The sequence below is a fragment of the Catellatospora sichuanensis genome (assembly GCF_007483665.1).
In the GTDB taxonomy this organism is placed as follows: domain Bacteria; phylum Actinomycetota; class Actinomycetes; order Mycobacteriales; family Micromonosporaceae; genus Catellatospora; species Catellatospora sichuanensis.
Window position 1 is genome coordinate 195,519 of sequence record NZ_VIQO01000023.1, and the last position, 19,060, is coordinate 214,578.

Consider the following 19,060-nt stretch of genomic DNA (forward strand, 5'->3'; position numbering starts at 1 on the left):
GTATTAGGTCAGCAGCAGGTCGAGCAGGCCGTCGGTCAGCATCGCGGTGCGCTCGGTGTCGTCGCCGAGGGCCGTGACGACCACGCCGATCCCCCGGTCGGGCACCCGGGCCAGCAGGGTGCGCAGGCCCGGCCAGGCCCCGCCGTGGCGGTACACGGCCAGCCCGTGGCGGCGGCGCACGCCCACGCCCCACGCGTAGTCCAAGGTCGTGCCGTCGTCGAGCCGCCCCGGTGCCTGGAGCAGACCGCTGACTCCGAGCCGTCCGTCATTGTGCGCGTCGGCCCAGCGCAGCAGGTCACCGGCGGTGCTCCAGACCCCGCCGTCGCCCAGCGACAGCGGCGCGGGATGCATCGGCGACAGCGCCGCGGCACCCGGCGGGGCGGGCTCGGGACCGTCCCAGAACCGGGTGGCCGCCAAGCCCAGCGGCTTGAACAGCAGCTGCTCGGCGAGCACGGGCAGCTCGGCCCCGGCGGCCCGGCGCACAGCCTCGGCGAGGCAGACGTATCCGGTGTTGGAGTAGGCGTACACGGTGCCGGGCGGGTGTGCGGGCGCGGGCAGCGCACACAGTGCGGCCAGCACTCCGGCCCCGGTCCGGTCACCGGTCAGGGCGCGGTCGACCAGGTCGTCGTCGGGTAGGCCGCCGACGTGGTGCAGCAGGTGGCGCAGGCGCACCGACGCCGCCCAGGCGGGCAGCTCGGGCAGCCGCCGCGACAGCGGCTCGTCCACGGCCAGGCCGCCCTGGCGCATGACCAGCGCCACCAGCGCCGCGGTGACCTGCTTGGACAGCGAGGCCGCATAGGCGGACGTGTCCTCGTCGAACGGCTGCCCCGTCGGGGTGTGGCCCGCGCACACGAACACCGGCGGCACCGCCCGGCGCGAGATCCCCACCACCAGCGGCTCGGACGCCGCATAGCCGGCCGCGCGGGCCAGCCGCCGGACCTCGTGCGCTGTCACCAGCCGCAACCGCTGGGCAGGCTCGCGATGTAGGTCATCGCCATTCGGGCCAGCACCGCGAACGGCACCAGGCTCAGCGCCCAGCCGGCCAGCACCACCCACCGGTTGCCGTCGGTGCGGCGCAGCGCGCCCGCCAGCAGTACGCCGCCTAGCAGCAGATCCAGCAGGACGGCCAGCGCCCAGCCCGCGGCCAGCCCGTCCGCCCTGTCGCAGCCCTCCAACCGCAGCAGTGAGAGCAAACCGTAGACGAACGCGGCGAGCACGTGCACGAGTACGCCGATCATCAGGTTGGCCGTCAGCCCCACCGGCGTGGAGAGCCGTGGCGCCGGGTGATCTGCCACGTGACCGCCTCATCACTGCCGTCGCGCCGGCTCCGGTGGCCCGCCGCGAGCCGAAGTGTTCCACCGGGAGGTTACCGTTCGTTTACTACTCGTCGTAAAGGCCTTCCATCAGGCGCAGCCGCTCCACGACCTCGGCCGCGAGATCCAGGCTGGCCGGGGAAAGTCCGGTCATCCGGTGCAGCAGCCGGCGCAGCTTCGTGTCGCGCAGTGCGCCGAGCAGCTCCAGTTCCCGGTCCACGGCGGCAGCCCGTTCGGGGTCGAGGAAGTAGGCCACGTCCACGCCGAAGTGCGCGGCGATACGCCCGACCAGCTCGTGGCCGGGATTGGTGCGCTTGCCGGTGCGCAGCATGCCGATGTACTGCGCGGACACGTCCACGGCGCGGGCCACCATCTCGTCGGTCTGGCGCACGCCGCCGGGCTGGATCGCCTCCAGCAGCCGGTTGTACCGCAGCGCGAACAGCGGCAGTACGGGTCGCGCACGCATCTGGACATCATCTGACGGGCAGGCCGGGCCGGGCATGTTCACTCCATTTAGGACACGGCACCATCTGCGGTCCGCCTGGCTCAGTCGGGCGGCGGGGTCAGGTGCTGCAGCTGGTGGGCGAACGCCATGATCACCGCGTCGAACTGCGCCTCGATGGCGGGCAGGTTCGACCGCGCCGCCTCCAGCGAGCGCAGGCAGGTCGCCAGCATGGCCACCTCACGGGCCTGGCGCTCGCGGTCGGGGCTGTATGCGCCCCCGGCGGACGCGCGGTAGCTGGCCGCGGCCCGGTCGGCGTCACGGCGGGCGGCCTCCAGGATGTGTGCGGCCTGCTTCTCTGCGCTCTCCACGATCAGCCGGCTCTGCTGTTGCGCGGCGGCGATCACGGTGTCGGCCTGGGCCTGGGCGCGGACGGCGAGGGTGACCGCCTCCGCGGCCACCTGCCGGGCCCGCACCGCCGGGTCGACGGGCTGCAACCGGTCGCCGAGCCGCTTGACCCGGTCCAGCTCTGCCTGCTGGGCCGCGATGTAGGCGTTGAGCGCGTCGACGTCCTCGGCGAGCGTGCGCCGCAGCCGGTCCACCGCTTCCTTGTCGTAGCCGCGCCGCCGGCCGCTCGCGTCGGGCAGGTGGTGGCGGACGATCGACTCCGGCGTGTGCGGCACCCGCTTGCGCAGGTCCGGTTGCTCGTACGCGCTGACTGTGGTCACTTCTCCCCCAGTGTCATCGGGCTGCGGCTGTCATCGGGCCGGGTGCCGGGGACGGCGTGTACCGCCCGGCTTCGTGGTCTTCCAGATGGATCTGTGCGGCAGGCACGCCCGCGGCGGCGAGGGCGTCGCCCGCGTACCCGGCCAGGGCAGGTGGGCCGCACACGTACACCTCGCGTTCGGCCAGGCGGGTGGTGCGCAGGGCCGCGCCGAGCACGTCGTCGCCGACGCGCTCCTCCGGCGTCACCGGCAGCACGCTCAGCCAGCGGTGGGCGGCCTCCAGGCCGCGCAGTGTCGGCAGGTCGTAGAGGTCGCCGACGCCGCGGGCGCCCGCGAACAGCTGCACGGACCGGGTCGGCACGCCGGCGGCGGTCTCGACCTCGACCTGCTCGACCAGTGCCCGCATCGGGGCCAGGCCGGTGCCCGCGGCGATCAGCAGCAGGTCGCGGCCGCCGCCCGGGGTCAGGGTGAGCCGACGGCCCACGGGTGCGCCCAGCCGCACCTGGTCGCCTTCGCGCAGCTGGTGGACCAGGGCCGGGCTGAGCTCGCCGCCGGGCTGGGCGCGGACGTGGAACTCGATGGTGCCGTCGGCGCGCGGGGTGTTCGCCGGTGACAGGAAGCGCCAGACCCGGGGCCGCAGCCCGCATTCCAGGGTCACCGACTGTCCGGGCCGGTAGGTCAGCGGCATGGTCGGGCGGACCGTGAACACGGCGAGGTCGGGGCCGCGGCGCTCGTGTTCCAGTACGTCGGCGGTCCACCAGGCGGGCTGACTGCGGGCGGCGTGCTCGGCCGCCCGCAGCATGGTGCTCGACACCAGGTCGTACGCCGCCGACCACTGTGCGGCCAGGTCGTCGGTCCACTCCTCGCCCAGGAAGTGCTCCAGGGTGGCGAGCAGCGCCTGCCCGACCTGTGCGTAGTGCGCCCCGACCACCGAGAATTTGCGGTGGTCGCGGCCCAGCCCTTCCAGGTACGGCATGGCCTGGTCGAGGCGGTCGACGTGCGACACGACGTGCCCCAACGCCTGCAGCAGCCGGTCCCGCTGGCCGGCCATGGACACCGGGAACAGGTCGCGCAGCTCCGGATACGCCACGAAGAGGAAGGCGTAGAAGTGCTGGGCGGCTCGGTCGCCGTGTGCGGACACGACGGCGAAGGTGCGCTGCAGGCGTGCGGCGTCCATCCTCAGGCCGCCGCCCGCTCGGCCACGATCAGGGGCTGCACGCTGGCCAGCACCTGTCCCACCTGGAGGATGACGTCCATCGGGACATGCAGTTCGAACAGCACTCCGGCGGCGTACTGCGCGACACGGTCGTAGTGCGCCGCGCTGATGTTCAGCCGGGCGTGCGCGGGGCCGAGGTTCTCCACCGGGTATCCGGTGGGGCCGCCGAGCACGTGGGTGAGCAGCATGACCATGTGACTCTTGAGCCTGGGCAGGTCGATCCCGTCGAAGTAGTCGGCGAGCTGCTCATCGGCGAGCAGGTAGGTGTAGAGCCGGTCCACCGCCTCGCGCACCGACGGCGCGCCGCCGATGAGCTCGTATGCGCTGGTGGCCGTGGTGGTCGCTCCTGGACTGTCTGACATGTTCCGCCTCCGTCATCGCAGTGGTGAGCTGCGCGGAGCCGGCATTCGCCCGGTCCGGGCCCGCACCCGGTTCGGACGTGGTGGAGCACACCGGCAAAACCAGCGGTTTGCCCGAGGGCCGCCAATCAAACCACTGGTTATCCGCGCACTAGCAGGATATATAGATGTATCACTTTGGTGTCAACCAGTAGTCGGTTAATATACGGTGTGTGTTTTAGAACACATGTTCGATAACTGTCCACATAGTACGGTGCAGGTCACCGCTGCTTCGGCCGCGGCCTGGCTCAACCGGCGCTGGTCGCCGTGAACTGCGCGGTGAGGGTGCCCGAGATCCCGTCGGCGGCATGCACGCCGCGCACCGACAGCGTCAGGTCACCGGTCAGCGCCGAGCAGTCACCGGCCCGCGGCGTGAGCCGCCCGTCGACCGACAGCTGCGCCGTCGTGACCGGCTGGTCGCCGACGCCCCACTCCAGCGTGCTGCCGGTGTACGCGAAGGTCGCCGCACCGGCTGCGCCCCCCGGTCGGCCCGCACCGTCGAGAGTGGCCGTGACCGGCTTGCCGCCGGCCTTGCCGGACAGCGCGGCCAGCTGGCCAACCTCGCCGCCGACGACGTTGCCGCCCGCCACGACCAGGCGGAAGGTGACCTCACCACCGGCGGGCCGCAACGCCGCGCCGGACACCCGGACCACGCCCGACACCGTCGCCGTGCCGGTCCACTCGCCGTCGGTGAACGTCGCGCAGTCCTCCTTGCCGTGCCAGGTGACGGTCACCGGCAGCTGCCCCGCGGGTCGCGGCATCGGCGCCAGGAACCCGGCCAGGCCCGCGGGCGCACCGGGGAAGACCGCCTGGAACAGCCGCGGATTGTCCATCGGCGCAGCCTGCAGCAGCCCGGTCACGGCACGCGCGGGATCACCCGGTGCGCCCGGATCCGCCACGGCCCGCAACCGCACCGTCGCCCGGCCTGCCGCGTCGGTGACGGCACGCTGCGGCGCCAACCCGCCCGCGCCCATTTCCACATGCCCGCCCAACTGCGCGGGCGGCAGCCAGGCCAGGTCCACCGCGCCGGGCGCCGCGTTCGCCACCAGCAGCGGCTCCGGCCCGAACCCTGCCGCGGCCTGCGCCGTGTCCACGGTCGCCACCACGTCCAGCGTCTCGCCGGACCCGCCCGGACCCTGCGCCAGGCGCGCCGCCTGCGGCGACATCCGGATCCGCACGTCCTGCCAGCGCAACATCGCGTGCACGTACGCCATCGCGGGCGCCTCACCCAACGACAGCTCCCGGCCGCCCGCGGCGTACACCAGCCCCCAGCCCGCCGCCTCGGGCGCGGAGCGCTGCCCCGAGCCCATCGGCGCGCGCTCGGGCACCCGGGCCGCCGCCTCCGGGGACACGAACCCGTCCAGCAGGATCAGCCACTCCGACAGCGCGTCGACCGACGGCCCCAGCGCGCCGTCACCGGAGAAGTCCACCTTGCGGGCCTGCAGCAGCCGCACCAGCCAGCTGCCACGCCCCTGCCAGTACGCCGTCCGGTACAGCTCCAGCAGCACTGCCGGCTCGCGCCGCACGCCCAGCTCCGACAGCCGCCGGGCGAAGGCCAGCATCGGCTCCCGCGCCGTGCCCGCCATCTCGGCCAGGGTGTCCACCTGCGCCTGCAGCACGTGCACCCCGTCCACACCGGGGCGCACCCCGGCCAGCACCTGCTCACCCGCCGGGGTGTAGACCGCCACGCCCAGGTTGGCCAGCACCGACCAGGCTCCGCGGCGGCGCTGCACCGGATCCGTCGAGGCCAGCGCGGCAGCGGTCTCCTCGGGCGACAACGCGGCCTGACCGTCGTCACGGCGCGGGTCGCCCCCGGTGCACGCGGCCAGCGGCAGCAGCAGCGCGAGGACGAGCCCGCCCACGATCGAACGCCGGGCAACGCCGCGTCCCGCCCAGGCCATGCGCTTCTCCCCCGTCCGGCGCCCGCAGCCGGCGGACACTTCCTGGGCCGTCACCGTAGTGGCCCGACAGGCGGCCACGCCAGGGGTACGGGGCGGTCAGTCCTCCTCGAGCACCGACAGGATGTTTCCCGCCGGATCCTTGAACCAGGCGATCCGCGGGCCCTGGTCGTCGTCGGATACCCCGGCGGTGTCGGTCTTCAGATCGTCGGTGTCGTACTGCTCGAACTCGACGCCGCGTTCCCGCAGCTCCCCCATCGCGGCCTCGAGATGCGTCACCGGAAAGTTCAGGATCGTGTACGCCGCAGGCTCATGATCCGGCTTCGGGTAGATCAGCACCTGGCCGCCCCCGGCCAGCTCCAGCCGCAGCAGGCCGTTGCCGAGGTCGGTGACCTCCAGGCCCAGCGTCTCGCCGTAGAACCGCCTGGCCTGCTCGGTGTCGTCGACCGAGAACCCCGAGAACGCTCGCGTCCTGCCGAACATGGTCTGCTCCTCCTGCTGTGTGTCGGTCCGGCCCCGGCCGGGGCCCCTGTCATGCCGTGGCGCCGCGGGCATCGATCGCCGCCTGCGCCTTCGCGGTGCGGCGCACGGCCGCGGCCAGCGCCCGTTCCGCCGCGGTACGGGCCGCCCGCCGACCGTTCGCCTCCTGCTGCGCCCGGCCACGCCGCTCCTCCAGCGCCGCCAGCGCGTCCCTGATCTGCGCCAGCTCGTCCACGGCCGACACCTCGGCCGCCCGCGCCGTTTCCACCTCGCCCCGCGCCCGCTGCTCGGCATCACGTGCCGAGTCCAGCTCCCGCCGCAGTCCGACCGGCACCCGCGGCTCGACGACCGGCGCTGCCTCGCGGGCGGCCCTCGCGGCCTCGGCGTCCGGGGACGCCGATCGCTCGTCCTGCCCCTGCTTCGGTCGCGCCGACCTGCGCGGTGCCGACTTCCCGCCCCTGACGCTGATCCGGCCCGTACCTTCGGCGGCACCGCTGACCTGGTCGCCGCCGCCACCCGAGGGTTCATTGTCATCGGGTTCGTCGCCGGGCGGCGACGCCGCGCCGAAACCGGTGTAGGACACGGCCTTGACGACCGTGCCCGCGCGGACCTGACCGGCGACTTCGTCGTCGGCGAGCGCGGCGGCGAGGGTCTGCTCGACCTCGGTCATCGGCAGCTTCGCGGGGGTCAGCCTGGGCTGGGCATGCATTGCCAGGTCCGCGGCCTGCCCGGCCAGCGCCGACAGCAGCTCGCGGCGCCGCACGGTCAGCGTGCGCAGGTCCGCACCGCGCAGCTGCCGCTGGGCGTCGCGCAGCTCGTCGGCCAGTGCGGTCAGCTCGGCGATGCGGTCGGGTGCGCGGTGAGCCAGCAGGTTCACCAGCCAGGCGGCGACGGTGGGCCGGCGCAGCCGTTTGATCGCCGTGGCCCGGGCGCCGTGACCGGCCGCCTTGGCCGCGTCCGCCAGGGCGTCGCGGGCGGCCGTGAACTCCTCGGGCAGGACCGTGTACAGCTCACGCACGGTCTCCTCCGGCACTTCGCCCACCTTGCCATGATATGAGCAGATCAGCCGGCATCCAGGTAACCGTGGGCCTGCAGCGTGAACAGTTCCGCGTACCGGCCGCCGGCCGCCATCAGCTCCTCATGGCGGCCCGACTGCACCAGCCTGCCCTCGTGCAGCACGTAGATGACGTCGGCGTGGCGCACGTTGGCCAGCCGGTGCGTGATCAGGATGGTGGTCCGCCGGCCCTGCCGGTCCCGGATCGCCTGGAACAGGGCGTCCTCGGCACGCGGGTCCAGCGCCGACGACGGCTCATCCATGATGAGCAGGTCCGCGTCGCGCAGAAAGCCGCGCGCCGCGGTGATGCGCTGCCACTGCCCGCCCGACAGGTCCTGCCCGTCGGCGAAGGTGCGGTCCAGCAGCGTGTCGTACCCGAAGGGCAACTGCATGATCATGTCGTGGGCCACCGCGCGGCGCGCCGCCGCCTCGATGCGCTCGCGCTCCACCGGCGCACCCGCCTCGCCCAGGCGGATGTTCACGTCCGCGGTGAACGGCCACTTCCAGTAGTCCTGCGACACCACCGCGATCCGGGCGCGCAGCTGGTCGGCGTCCAGCTCCGCCAGCGGCACGCCGTTCCAGGACACCGTGCCTGTCGACGGCGCCCGCAGCGCGGCGATCACCGCGGCCAGGGTGGTCTTGCCCGAGCCGTTCTCCCCCACGAACGCCACCGTCTGCCCGGCGTGCACGGCCAGCGACACCCCGTCGACCGCAGGAGCGTCACGGTCGGGATAGCTCAGGCTCACTGCGTCGACCCGCAGCGTGTCCAGCGGTTCCGCGGGCCGGTCGCCGTCCGCGGCGGGCACGTGCGACTTCGCCCGCTCCATGAACTCGGTGTAGTCGTCGAAGTGCCGCCCTTCCATGTAAAGCGCGTCGACCTGGTAGGTGACGGTGTTCAGCGAATGGCGGGCCGCCTGCAGCGCGATCACCGCGGTGGCCGCGGCCGACAGCGGGATCGCGCCGTCCAGCAGCAGCCAGCCGAGCAGCCCGTACACCGCGCCCGTGGCGACACCACCCGCCATCGCGCCCAGCGCGTTGGTCGTGGTGACCCGGCGGGCCAGGTCCAGCTGGATGCGGGTCTCGATCTCCATGACCGTGTCGTACTGGCCGAGCAGGAAGCCGCGCAGCCCGTACGCGCGCAGCTCGGCGGCGGTCATCCGGTCGGCCATCAGCCGGTTGAGGATCCACATCCGCCGCCGGCGCACCGACCCGGCCAGATACGTCTGGTATTCCAGGTGCCCGGCACGCAGCGCGGCCCACGCGTTGGGCAGCGTCGCCAGCAGCATCGCGCACAGCAGCAGCGGATGCACCACGACCAGCGCCACCGCCACCGCGAGCACCCCGATCGTGCCCGCGGCCAGCGCCATCATCGCGTTGACCAGGCCGATCACCGACTCCATGCCGCGCGCGGCACGTTCCATGTCGTCGGCGAACGCGTCCTCGTCGAACGCGTCCAGCCGCACCGCCGTCGTCGCCTCGAACAGCTGCCGCTGCACCGCCCGGTCCACCCGCGGCGTCAGCCCGTTGAGGGCGTACCCGGTGGCGATGCCCATGCCCGCACGCAGCGCCGCGGCCCCCGCCAGCACGATCAGGGCGGGCAGTGCCGCAGCCACCCGGTCGGGCGTCGGCTCGGCGGAGAACAGCCCGACGAGGACCTGCTGCGTGGCCAGCAGACCCGCCGTCGACATCACCCCGGCCAGCACCGTGCAGGACAGCACGATCGCGGTGCGGGCCCGGTCGGCGCGCCAGGCGATGCGCAGCGCGGTGCCGACCACCCGCGGCAGCGCCTGCGCGAGGGTGCGCAGTCCGGCGTCGGCGCGGGCCCGCACCCCTTGCTCCCACCACATCACCCGCATCTGCGGCAGCACGGAGCCGGTCGCGGGTGTCGTTTCGGCGGCGGTCACGGTGGCGGCATCGGACGACGCGGACACGGGCATCCCCTCCCCTGAGCCGCGACCCCGTCGACGGCCTGAGAGAAGGTTATGCCCAATCAGGAATGAGCAGCCGATTCGTTCGCGCCGACGCGCAGCGTGGCCATCCACTCGGTCGCGAAGTCGACAAGGGTGCGCTGGCGCATCAGCCGCGCCACGGCCGAGCCGACCCGGCCGAGGCACACCGCGCCGGTGGCCTCGAAGTCCGCGCCGAGCCGCGCGAAGTCGCTCTCGTCCGGGTCCACGTCGGTCCAGGTCACCCAGTGGCTGGTGCCGTCCGGTCGCCGCACCGACGAGCCGGTGCCGATGCGCGGCGGCTCCTGCTGTCGCCATTCGGCCAGGTGCAGCGACGTGTTCGAGTCGTGCCCGCAGCCCAGCAGCAGCACCTTGCCGTCGAGCCGGTTGACCTCACCCAGCGGCGACCGCTCGCCCAGCGCGTCGTCGAGCGGGTGCTCGGCAACGACGGCCGCCGCGTGCGCGCCGAGGGCCGCGAAGGACACCTGCGGGTGGTCACTGCGCACCGCGCCCGGCCAGGTGCGCACCGACTCGGCGAGCACACCCATCCAGCGGCTGGGGGTGCGCGCCGGATCGAAGCCCGGGGTCTGCTCGCGGATCACCGGCCACCACGCCTCGGGCACCGGCGGGTGCTGCCAAACGGCCGGATCGGTGTTGTCGGGCGTGTGGGTCGGCACGACCAGGGTGCCCTCGGGCCCGAGCACGTCCAGGAACGCCTGCACGACGGCGTGCGTGCCCCCCGCCGTGAAACCCACGCTCTTCATGGACGTGTGCAGCAGCACCACGTCACCACGTGACAGGCCCAGCTTGTCCAGGTCGGCGGCGAGGGTGGCCGTGGTGTACGGCATGGTCTGCTCCATCGGCGCATCGTAGTCGCGCGATGATCAGCGATGTACGGCCGGTTCGCGGACCATGAACACGTCCACCGGGTCCTCCGACTCGACGGTGAAGCCGTGCCGCTCGTACAGCCGGCGCGCCGGGCTGCCCTGCAGCACCTGCAGCCGGACCGGGATGCCGGCGCGGTCGCAACGCTCCAGCAGCCCGGCCAGCACGGCCGTGCCGATGCCGCCGCCGTGCAGGTGCGGGGTCAGCAGGAAGTTCTCCAGCCAGTGCGCGTCCTCGGCCGGGCGCAGCGTCACACAGCCCGCGAAGACGCCACCGACCTCGATCATCCAGGTGTGCTCCGGCGCGAACTTGTCCCGCAGCCGCTGCCGCACCCGGTGCTCGTCGTAGCGCCCGAGGCGCTCCAGGTCCGCCCGCAGCACCACGGCCCGCAACTCCGCCACCGCCTCGACGTCCGCCGTCGACGCCGGCCGGGCAACCCAGTCCGCCATGATCACCAGACTAGCGGGCCACGGTCAGGCGGAAGTCTTGGTAGCCCATGATGTAGAGCTTCTTCGCCGGGTCGAGGCGGTAGGGCACGACCTTGCCGGTTTCGGCGAACCCGATTCGCCGGTAGAAGGCCTGCGCGCGCTGGTTGTCCTCGTGTACACCCAGGGTGAGCCAGGACGCGTCGGTGTTGTCGCGGGTCCACCTGATCGCGGCGTCCATCAGTCGGCTCGCGAGTCCGGCCGACCCGCCGCGGTGTGCCGGCGCCACGTAGACGCCGTGAATGCAGGCGGTGCCGGGGACCTCATCCACCGGTGCGGAGCCGGCCATCCCCACCCAGCGGCCGTCCTGGGTGGCGGCGATGAACATCGCCGAAGTCGGTGAGGTCGCGTTCTGTTCCGCCTGCTGCCGCCAGACCTCGTCGGCGAGTGCGGCTGCGTCGGCGTGCGTGGTGCCGAAGGCGGTCGGTGAATCCCGCAGCGCCTCCAGGCGCAGGGCGCGCAGCCGGCGCCATTCCCCCGGCTCGGTCCTGCGTACGACATATGTCATGGGTCTGCTCCTGCGGGTCGGGGCTCGAATGATTCCACGCGCCCTCCGGCCTCGGGGAACTCCCCCTGAACCGTGTGCCGGGCGGCACTAGTCGGGTGTGGACTGCTCCGAGCGGGGGTCGCCCAGCGGGCGGCCGCCGACGCCGACGATGTGCCAGCCGAGGTCCGGGAAACCGGCGCTGCGCGCGGTGCGATCCGACGCCGTGTTGGCCGGGTCGTGCAGGTAGATCGGCACGGCGCCCTGCGCGAGGATCCAGCGCGCCGCCTGCGCGACCAGTGCCGTGGCCAGGCCGCGGCCCCGGTGCGCCTCTTCCGTGCCGACGGAGATCTCCATGCCCGCGCCGTTGTGCCGCTTGATGCCCACGCCCGCCGCGTACCGGCCCGCGTCGTCGAAGCTGATCAGCACCTGCCCGCCGAACGGGTGCAGCCACATCGGCACCCGCGCATCCAGCGCCGGCACCCACTCACCGGCGTCCGGCAGCTCCGCGGGCGCGTCCGTCCACCGGAACACCCCGCGGTACGCGGTCGCGTCGGGCCTGCCCAGCGCCGCGGGCAGCCGGTCGGGCACGTCGTCCCAGGTCCGCACCGCGTCGCGGACCGCCTCGACGGCATCCGGGGCGACGGACAGCACCCCGCCGTGCGGCGTAGACACCCCGACGACGTCGCGGACCCTGCCGTCCCACCCCGGCCGCGTCCGCGCCAGGCTGCCGACCACGGTCAGGCCCTCCGCCTCGGTCCATCGCCCCAGGTACTCGACCAGGAAGTCGGTGAGACGTCGGTCAGTGCAGATCTCGCGGCTGTCCATCGCCCGAAGATACGTCCCCCGCCCCGCCCCCACCCGCAACCGCCCCGCAGACCCGAAGAACCGCCTGCCCGCCGGTCGGTCAGCGGGCAGGCGGTTCACGGGTTGCGGGCTAGGCCGCGCCGAAGGTGACGGTCAGGGTGGGCTTGTTGGTGTTCTCCCGGCTGTGCAGGCGCTGCTCGTAGCCGACGGCGCCTTCGGTGGCGTCGCGGATGAGCAGGCCGTGGTTGCCGCCGGTGTACAGGCCGGTGACCTGCTCGGTGACGGTCCACTCCGCCCAGCCGTTGACCGCGGGCACGGTGGCCGGGTTGCCGGTCGTCGCAGGCTGGTTGCGCCAGGTGACACCGGTCTCGGTCCAGGGCGCGGCGACCCGGACGGCCCGCAGGGTGCGGCTGCCGACGGCCGAGGACACGTACATGCGCAGTTTCGCGCTGGTGACCTTGCAGCCGGCGGGCAGGGTGGGCAGCGCGAAGTGGACCAGCGTACGCGCGTCGGCGTTGGCCTTGCTGCGGACCTTGAGGATCGCGTCCTTGCCGTAGTTCGTCGTGGACCAGCTCGTCGTGATCCACGAGTCGTAGTCGGCGGTCCTGGTCGCCGTGCCCGGGCAGACGGCCGTGCCGTTGACGGTCACCGAGGCCTGGTCGTCCTCGGAGGGCACGCTGTTGGCCGGAGTCGAGTCCGTGTCGGACTGGGCCGCTGCGGAGACCTGCGCGGTGTTCACCTTCTGCCCGGCCGTCGTGACCCTGCCGACGAGCTGAAGGCTCGCCGTCTCACTGGCGGCCAGGCCGCCCACGGACCACACGCCGTTGGCCGCCGTGTACGTCCCATGCACGGTGGTGCCGGATACGAAGGTCACGCCGGACGGCAGCTGGTCGGTGACGGCCACGCCGGTCGCCGCGGCCGGTCCGGCGTTGGTGACCGACACCGTGAACGTGACGTTGGAGCCGACCGGCACCGAGGCGGCCGAGGAGGTCACCGTCACCGACAGGTCGATGGACGGCGGCGGGGGCAGCCCCGCGCCCCAGTCGCGGACGAACACGTCGCGGTGGGGATCGGAGTCCTCGGCGCTGAGGTTGCGCGCCGGGGACTCGAAGGCGACCAGCCTGCCGTCGCCGGAGATCGACGGGCTCGTGGACCGTTCGTTCCCGCCTGCCCCGGCGACCCCGGTCGCCCTGCTCACGAACGTGGTGGCGGCGGACTGAAGGTCGCGGACGAACACGTCGGGGCACGGGCGGTTGCTGCCCTGGGCCGGGTCGTAGCAGGTGTCGAGGTCGTCGGCGCTGAGGTTCATCGCCCGCGAGGTGAAGGCGACGTACCGCCCGTCCGCGGAGATCGACGGGTCGAACGACGGCAGCGTCGCCACGCCTCCGGCGGCCCCGCTCGCCCTGCTGACGAGGAACGTCCGGCCTTCCTGCGTGTCGCGCACGTACACGCTCGGAGTGTCGAACGAGTCGACGTCGTCGGCGCTGAGGTTGTACGCGTCCGAGGTGAACGCGATGTGACGGCCGTCGGCGGAGATCGACGGGCAGGACGAGGGCCCGCCGAAGGCCAGCTGGCCGTTGACGCCGTCGGCCTTGCTCACGTAACTCGCCGTGCCGGTCTGCAGGTCGGCCACGACGACGTCGAGGTAACCGTTGTTGTCCTCAAGCGAGATCCCCTCGGTCTCGAAGGCGACCTTGCGCCCGTCGTCGGAGATCTCCGGACCGCAGGGATCGATCCGGTAGATGGGCGCGTTGCCGATGTACACGGTGGTGCCGGCCTGGAGGTCGCGCACGAAGAAGTCGGTGCACGGGTGCGGGCCGCCGCCGTCGACGTAGCACTCGTCCTCGTCATCGGCGCTGAGGTTCGCCCCGCCCGAGGTGAAGGCCACTTTGGTCCCGTCCGCGGACACGGTCGGGGTGTACGAACTGCCGTCGGAGGCGGCGCCCTGCGGGCCGTCCGCCCTGCTGACGAACGTCGTCGTGCCGGCCACGAGGTCGCGGACGAAGATGTTCGAACACGGCTCCGGCAGCCCCCAGAACAGTGACATGCAGGTGTCCTCGTCCTGCGTGCTCAGGTTCGCGGCGGTCGAGCTGAACGCGACGTAGCGCCCGTCGGCGGAGATCGACGGGTCCGCGGACGGGCCGTTGGCGGCGGCTCCGTTCGCCCCGCCGGCGCGGCTGACGTAGGTCGTCGTGCCGGCCGTCAGATCGCGTACGAAGATGTTGGTGTGGGCGTTGTCGTCGGTGTCGCTGAGGTTGTCGGCGTCGGAGGCGAAGGCCACGTAGCGCCCGTCGGTGGACACCGACGGCTTCGCGGAGTCGCCGTTTCCGGCCGCGCCGGTGGCGCCGCTCGCGCGGCTGACCAGGACGGTGTCGTACGTGGCCGCCCACGCCGGACTGCCTGGCACGGCCGCCAGCGCCGCCGCCAGGACCGCCAGCGAGACGCCCACGGGCAGCCTGCGCCGAAACGCGACCGTGGGTGGTTCTCCTGCGCGATGCACCCGCGACGTGACTCCGGGTTTCGCAATTGACATGCAGGCTCCGTTCAGCCCATGCCGCGTCCACGCGCATGGACAGGTGTGGTTCGGCCCGCTCACGATCGGCAAGCCCGCACGCAGAGTAATTGACCGATAACCGAACGTTGCGACGACACTCTCTGCTGACCACCTGCCCCAGACCTGCCGCGATCCGAAGCAGGCGCCACTCTTCAGCCCGGAGACCAGGACCGCACTGGTACGCCGTCGCGGTGACGGCTGTTGTCAGGCGTCGGGTGTAGGTTCGCGAACGTGGAGGAGATGCTCGAGGCGCACCGGCGGGAACTGACCGCGTACTGCTACCGCATGCTGGGCTCGGCGTTCGAGGCCGAGGACGCGGTGCAGGAGACCCTGATCCGCGCCTGGAAGGGCTACGACCAGTTCGAAGGCCGCTCGGCCGTCCGCTCCTGGCTCTACCGCATCGCCACCAACGTCTGCCTGGACATGCTCGGCAGCGCGCAGCGCCGGGCCCGACCCATGGACCTGGCCTCGGCCGGTGCACCCGAGCGGGTCACCAGCGCACCCGTGCCGCTGGCCGAGTCGGTCTGGGTCGGCCCCGCACCCGACGACCGGCTGCTGCCCGACACCGCCGACCCGGCGGACCTCACCGTGGCCCGCGAGTCGGTCCGGCTCGCCTTCGTCGCGGCACTGCAGCACCTGGCACCCAAGCAACGCGCGGTGCTGATCCTGCGCGAGGTGCTCGCGTGGAGCGCCGCCGAGACCGCCGAACTGCTCGGCCTGACCGTGGCCTCGGTCAACAGCGCGCTGCAGCGGGCCCGCGCCAGCCTGAGCGCCGCCAGTGCCACCGACGCCGACGTGCTGGCCCCTACCGACGCCGACCAGGCCGCCCTGCTCGCCCGGTATGTCGAAGCGTTCGAGCGCTACGACCTGGACGCCCTCGCGACGCTGCTGCACGAGGACGCGACACTGTCCATGCCGCCGCTGGACCTGTGGTTCCGCGGTGTCGACGACATCCGCACCTGGATGCTCGGCATCGGCATCGGCTGCAAAGGCTCCCGACTGGTGCCCGTCGCCGCCAACGGCCTGCCCGCCTTCGGGCAGTACCGTCCCACCGACGACCCGGACCGCCACGAGCCGTGGGCGCTCATCGTCCTGGAGATCTCAGCCGGGCGGATCGCCGGGGTCAACAACTTCCTCGACACCCAGCAACTGTTCCCGCTGTTCGGCCTGCCTCCCGTGCTCGTACGGGGCCAGGAGCCCGAGCTCGTCGGCTGAGCTGCCCGGATGCGACGGCAGCACCGATCGCAGGCCGGTCAGCTCCAACAGCAGCCGCAGGTGCGGGCCTGCCCGCCACAACCGCAACGAGCCCCCGGCCCGGGTCGTGTGCAGCCGCAACCGGGCCAGCACGTCCAGCCCGGCGAGATCCGGCCGGGCCAGGGCGCCGACGTCGCAGAGCACCACCAGGTCACCGCCCGCCGGCATGCCGCGGCAGGCGTCATCGACTTGGGCGCACAGCGGCGCCAGGTCCCCCGCCCCCAATGAAGGGCCGAGGACCAGCACCGCGTACGACTCCCGCCCGCGCTCGCGCACCGCTCGCCTCCTCTACGGCGCGCCCGTCCGCCGCCGGACGGAAGCCGGGCACGGGACGCCTCGTCAGATAGGACGGTCGGGGGCATACGGATTCATCGGTCGCCGCACGTCGACCATGTCCATGCAGGTCAGCACACGTTCGGGCGAGCCGACAAAATTTTCTTCCCGGGGGCGATGAGTTTCGCGACGCTCGTTCGTCTGAGTGGGTGAGACAGCAGCCGAGCCACTCGGGCGCGGCGCTGACACCGACCGGAGGTCATCATGAGGAAGATCGTCGCTGGGCTGTTCGTGTCGCTGGACGGCGTCGTCGAGGCGCCCGAGACGTGGCACTTCCCCTACTTCGACGATGCCATGGGCGCGGCCGTCGGCGCGCTGATGGAGGGCTCGGACGTGATGCTGCTGGGCCGCACCACGTATGACGGCTTCGCCGACTACTGGCCCAAGAGCGAGGACGAGTTCGCGGCCGTCATGAACGGCAAGCGCAAGGTCGTCGTGTCCAGCACCCTGCAGGACCCGGCCTGGGAGAACACCACCGTCGTGCGCGACCTCGACGAGCTGCGCGCCCTCAAGGCCGAGCCCGGCAAGAACCTCGGCATCACCGGCAGCGTGGTGCTGGTGCGCTCGCTGCTGCGGGCCGGTCTGCTCGACGAGCTGCACCTGCTGATCCACCCGATCGTGGTGGGCCACGGCCAGCGCCTGTTCGACGACGGCGAGACGATCCCGCTGACCCTGGTGTCGTCCGAGACGTTCAAGACCGGCGTGCTGAACCTCGTCTACGCCCCCGCCCCGGCCCCGGCGGCGTGAAGAGCTGAGCCGTACGGCGTCGCCGGGCCGTTGCGGATGACGCGGAATTTCCGCGCCGTCCGCAACGGCCCGGCCGAACCCCTTCTCGCTCGGCAGGCACGGGCCTGCGCCGGCCGCCCGCGCCACTGTCGGCTGCCGGTCCCGAGGTGGCCGCCGGGATGCAAGGCCGTGCCGAGCGCACCACTTCCCGGTGCGGTGCGAGTGGATGCGGCCCTTTAGGGTGTCGGCCATGTTGATCAGCAAGGACGAAATCGCCGCCATGCGCGCCAAGCCCGCCTATGTGGCGGGCCTTTATCTCGGACGGCTCTCCCTGATTCCGGGCTTCGTCTTCGTCCGCGAATTGGTCACCCACGACCGGCGCACCTACACCCTGACTGCCGGCATCGCCTTCGCGACGCAGGCGCTGCTGATGTTGTTCGCCTACCTGTACGGCAACTCTGCCCGCCCGGTCCGGTACAACGAACGCTCCGGCCGCCTCCGCACCGACGCGACCGAAGGTTTGGACGAGGCCACGTTCATCGACTTCTTCGTGCTGTGGCGTCCGCGCCCCCTGCCGGAGGGCCATGCGCACGAACCCACACAGGACACGTCCGACGTCGCTGACCCGACGCCGCGCCCGCTGCGCAAGCGCCTCGGCCACCGGCGCTGAGACAGCAGGCACCGCTGACGGCCCCGCCGCCTGGCCAGGTCATTTCCGCCTCACCGTGGGGTCGATCGCCTTAGGATCGAGATGGCGGCCGCCATGCCTGACAGCTCCTGTCAATTCAGGAGCTTCCAACTCGGTCACACTGAGAGGCAAGGCAGATGGCAAAGAAAGTGAAGGACCTGCGCGTCACCCTGGAAGCCATCAGGTGCACCAATTCGTCCGGCGACTCTGGAGCCAATCTGGAGATTTTCGGCCAACTCGAGGTCCGTGGGGTGTTCATCGACAATCAGGCAAACCCGCAGCCGGGCGCGGGATCCCCCAAGGTGATGTGGAGCCGCCGCGAAAGCGATGGTGGGATGAACATCGCACCGAACACCGAATTCGTGGTCGACAAGTCCGTTATCCTGCCGGTCTTCGAGCGGGACTTCCTCTGGCTCGGCGGCAGGATCGTCGAGGAGGACGACTTCGTTGACGATGTGCTTGGCAACCATTTTCTAAGAATCAAATACGAAAATATCAAGCCTGAGACGGTCAGCGTCGTGTTCAACAGCGAGGACCAGGAGGTCGTCGCCCGGTACAAGGTAGAGGTGCTGGCGGAAAGGGTCGAGCAGAACGCCTGACCTCTCACAGCTTCGCCACCTACGGCGGGCGCGGCTCGACCCGCCACTGTCCGATGTCTGCGATCACAGCGCCGCTCGTGCGCGGATCTGTCGCCCGGGGCGCGTACGGCGATGTCGCGGTCGGCGTCGCCCGCGGCGACCCCGGCGGTGGCAACGTCGCGGGCCGCGCCCGCCACCGGCACCGGGCGGCGGGCCCGGGCGAGCGCCAGGCCGAGGTCCTTCGCCAGCGCGCCGAGGGGCGCTTCGAGCAGCATCCGTGCCATGGCCGAGCCCATCCGGCCCAGGCCGCACACCGCGACACCGTCATGCGCGCTCCTCCGCGACGATCGCCCAGGCCTCGATCTCCAGCAGGAACTCTGGCGCGACCAGGGCGGCGACCTGCACCGCGGTGCTCGCCGGCAGTTGTGCGGCGTCGATGAACTCGTCGCGGGCGGCCCGTACGGCGGGCATGTGCGCGGCGTCGACGACGAAGTAGCCGAGCTTCACCACGTCGGCGAAGGTCGCGCCCGCCGCGTCGAGGCAGCGGCGCAGGTTCTCGAACACCTGCCGGGCCTGCGCGGCGGGGTCGCCGGGGCCGACCAGCCGGCCGTGCTCGTCGAGGGCCACCTGGCCGGAGATCGCTATCAGGCGACCGGTGCCCCAGGCGACGTGGCTGTATCCGGTGGCCGGCGCCATCCCGTCCGGCGCCGGCAACCGTACGACGTGCGTCATCGTCACTCCTGTCTCGCGCGTTGCCTCATGATCCTCTCCCGGACCGAGACATCGCATCAACG

General features: G+C 72.3%; 21 protein-coding genes. 4 read left to right on the top strand and 17 right to left on the bottom strand.

What is annotated here, in order from left to right; genetic code table 11:
- Nucleotides 1-3 precede the first annotated feature (3 nt).
- The 15 genes from FLL47_RS29040 to FLL47_RS29105 form a co-directional block, all read right to left on the bottom strand.
- On the bottom strand, nt 4-954 hold the full coding sequence (locus FLL47_RS29040; RefSeq protein WP_186315968.1) for a serine hydrolase domain-containing protein: 951 nt from the start codon (nt 952-954) through the stop codon (nt 4-6).
- Nucleotides 951-1,295, bottom strand: coding sequence for a hypothetical protein (locus FLL47_RS43165; RefSeq protein ID WP_186315969.1), 345 nt, complete (start codon nt 1,293-1,295; stop codon nt 951-953). Before FLL47_RS43165 ends, FLL47_RS29040 begins: the two co-directional genes overlap by 4 nt.
- An 85-nt stretch (nt 1,296-1,380) precedes the next feature.
- Nucleotides 1,381-1,779 (bottom strand): helix-turn-helix domain-containing protein, encoded by a 399-nt coding sequence (locus FLL47_RS29045; RefSeq protein ID WP_144124394.1) that lies wholly within the window; start codon nt 1,777-1,779, stop codon nt 1,381-1,383.
- A gap of 80 nt (nt 1,780-1,859) precedes the next feature.
- Nucleotides 1,860-2,483 (bottom strand): DivIVA domain-containing protein, encoded by a 624-nt coding sequence (locus tag FLL47_RS29050; RefSeq protein ID WP_144124398.1) that lies wholly within the window; start codon nt 2,481-2,483, stop codon nt 1,860-1,862.
- 13 nt (nt 2,484-2,496) lie between these two features.
- Nucleotides 2,497-3,657 carry a globin domain-containing protein gene (locus FLL47_RS29055; RefSeq protein ID WP_144124401.1) on the bottom strand — a complete coding sequence of 387 codons (1,161 nt, stop codon included), beginning with the start codon at nt 3,655-3,657 and terminating at the stop codon, nt 2,497-2,499.
- Between the two features lie 2 nt (nt 3,658-3,659).
- Nucleotides 3,660-4,058 (bottom strand): group I truncated hemoglobin, encoded by a 399-nt coding sequence (locus FLL47_RS29060; RefSeq protein WP_144124404.1) that lies wholly within the window; start codon nt 4,056-4,058, stop codon nt 3,660-3,662.
- Between the two features lie 284 nt (nt 4,059-4,342).
- Complete coding sequence (locus tag FLL47_RS29065) at nt 4,343-5,995, bottom strand: hypothetical protein (RefSeq protein ID WP_144124406.1); 1,653 nt, start codon at nt 5,993-5,995, stop codon at nt 4,343-4,345.
- A 96-nt stretch (nt 5,996-6,091) separates the two neighbouring features.
- Nucleotides 6,092-6,475, bottom strand: coding sequence for a VOC family protein (locus FLL47_RS29070; protein ID WP_144124409.1), 384 nt, complete (start codon nt 6,473-6,475; stop codon nt 6,092-6,094).
- 49 nt (nt 6,476-6,524) lie between these two features.
- Nucleotides 6,525-7,514, bottom strand: coding sequence for a serine/threonine-protein kinase (locus tag FLL47_RS29075; protein ID WP_144124413.1), 990 nt, complete (start codon nt 7,512-7,514; stop codon nt 6,525-6,527).
- Between the two features lie 20 nt (nt 7,515-7,534).
- A complete protein-coding gene (locus FLL47_RS29080; protein ID WP_144124755.1) occupies nt 7,535-9,373 on the bottom strand; it encodes an ABC transporter ATP-binding protein in 1,839 nt (612 codons plus the stop codon).
- A 143-nt stretch (nt 9,374-9,516) separates the two neighbouring features.
- A complete protein-coding gene (locus FLL47_RS29085) occupies nt 9,517-10,332 on the bottom strand; it encodes an AAC(3) family N-acetyltransferase (RefSeq protein ID WP_144124416.1) in 816 nt (271 codons plus the stop codon).
- Nucleotides 10,333-10,356: 24 nt separating this feature from the next.
- The gene (locus tag FLL47_RS29090; protein ID WP_144124419.1) at nt 10,357-10,806 is read right to left on the bottom strand and encodes a GNAT family N-acetyltransferase; all 450 of its coding nucleotides are present in this window, start codon (nt 10,804-10,806) and stop codon (nt 10,357-10,359) included.
- Between the two features lie 10 nt (nt 10,807-10,816).
- The gene (locus tag FLL47_RS29095) at nt 10,817-11,350 is read right to left on the bottom strand and encodes a GNAT family N-acetyltransferase (RefSeq protein WP_144124452.1); all 534 of its coding nucleotides are present in this window, start codon (nt 11,348-11,350) and stop codon (nt 10,817-10,819) included.
- Nucleotides 11,351-11,437: 87 nt separating this feature from the next.
- Nucleotides 11,438-12,154, bottom strand: coding sequence for a GNAT family N-acetyltransferase (locus FLL47_RS29100; RefSeq protein WP_144124455.1), 717 nt, complete (start codon nt 12,152-12,154; stop codon nt 11,438-11,440).
- A gap of 109 nt (nt 12,155-12,263) precedes the next feature.
- Complete coding sequence (locus tag FLL47_RS29105; protein WP_186315970.1) at nt 12,264-14,582, bottom strand: CBM96 family carbohydrate-binding protein; 2,319 nt, start codon at nt 14,580-14,582, stop codon at nt 12,264-12,266.
- Nucleotides 14,583-14,927: 345 nt separating this feature from the next.
- On the opposite strand from FLL47_RS29105, the gene FLL47_RS29110 reads away from it, so the two are divergent.
- Nucleotides 14,928-15,902, top strand: coding sequence for a sigma-70 family RNA polymerase sigma factor (locus FLL47_RS29110; RefSeq protein ID WP_144124758.1), 975 nt, complete (start codon nt 14,928-14,930; stop codon nt 15,900-15,902).
- Here the strand turns inward: FLL47_RS29110 and FLL47_RS29115 are convergent.
- The gene (locus FLL47_RS29115; protein WP_222106253.1) at nt 15,789-16,217 is read right to left on the bottom strand and encodes an STAS domain-containing protein; all 429 of its coding nucleotides are present in this window, start codon (nt 16,215-16,217) and stop codon (nt 15,789-15,791) included. The genes FLL47_RS29110 and FLL47_RS29115 overlap by 114 nt on opposite strands.
- A 261-nt stretch (nt 16,218-16,478) precedes the next feature.
- Here FLL47_RS29115 and FLL47_RS29120 point away from each other — a divergent pair, with 261 nt between their 5' ends.
- From FLL47_RS29120 to FLL47_RS29130, 3 genes are all read left to right on the top strand, one after another.
- Nucleotides 16,479-17,021 (top strand): dihydrofolate reductase family protein, encoded by a 543-nt coding sequence (locus FLL47_RS29120; protein WP_144124460.1) that lies wholly within the window; start codon nt 16,479-16,481, stop codon nt 17,019-17,021.
- A 229-nt stretch (nt 17,022-17,250) separates the two neighbouring features.
- Complete coding sequence (locus FLL47_RS29125) at nt 17,251-17,670, top strand: hypothetical protein (RefSeq protein ID WP_144124463.1); 420 nt, start codon at nt 17,251-17,253, stop codon at nt 17,668-17,670.
- A 155-nt stretch (nt 17,671-17,825) separates the two neighbouring features.
- Complete coding sequence (locus FLL47_RS29130; RefSeq protein ID WP_144124466.1) at nt 17,826-18,287, top strand: hypothetical protein; 462 nt, start codon at nt 17,826-17,828, stop codon at nt 18,285-18,287.
- A gap of 303 nt (nt 18,288-18,590) precedes the next feature.
- Here FLL47_RS29130 and FLL47_RS29135 read toward each other — a convergent pair whose 3' ends face one another.
- Complete coding sequence (locus tag FLL47_RS29135) at nt 18,591-18,998, bottom strand: RidA family protein (RefSeq protein ID WP_144124469.1); 408 nt, start codon at nt 18,996-18,998, stop codon at nt 18,591-18,593.
- Between the last annotated feature and the right edge of the window lie 62 nt (nt 18,999-19,060).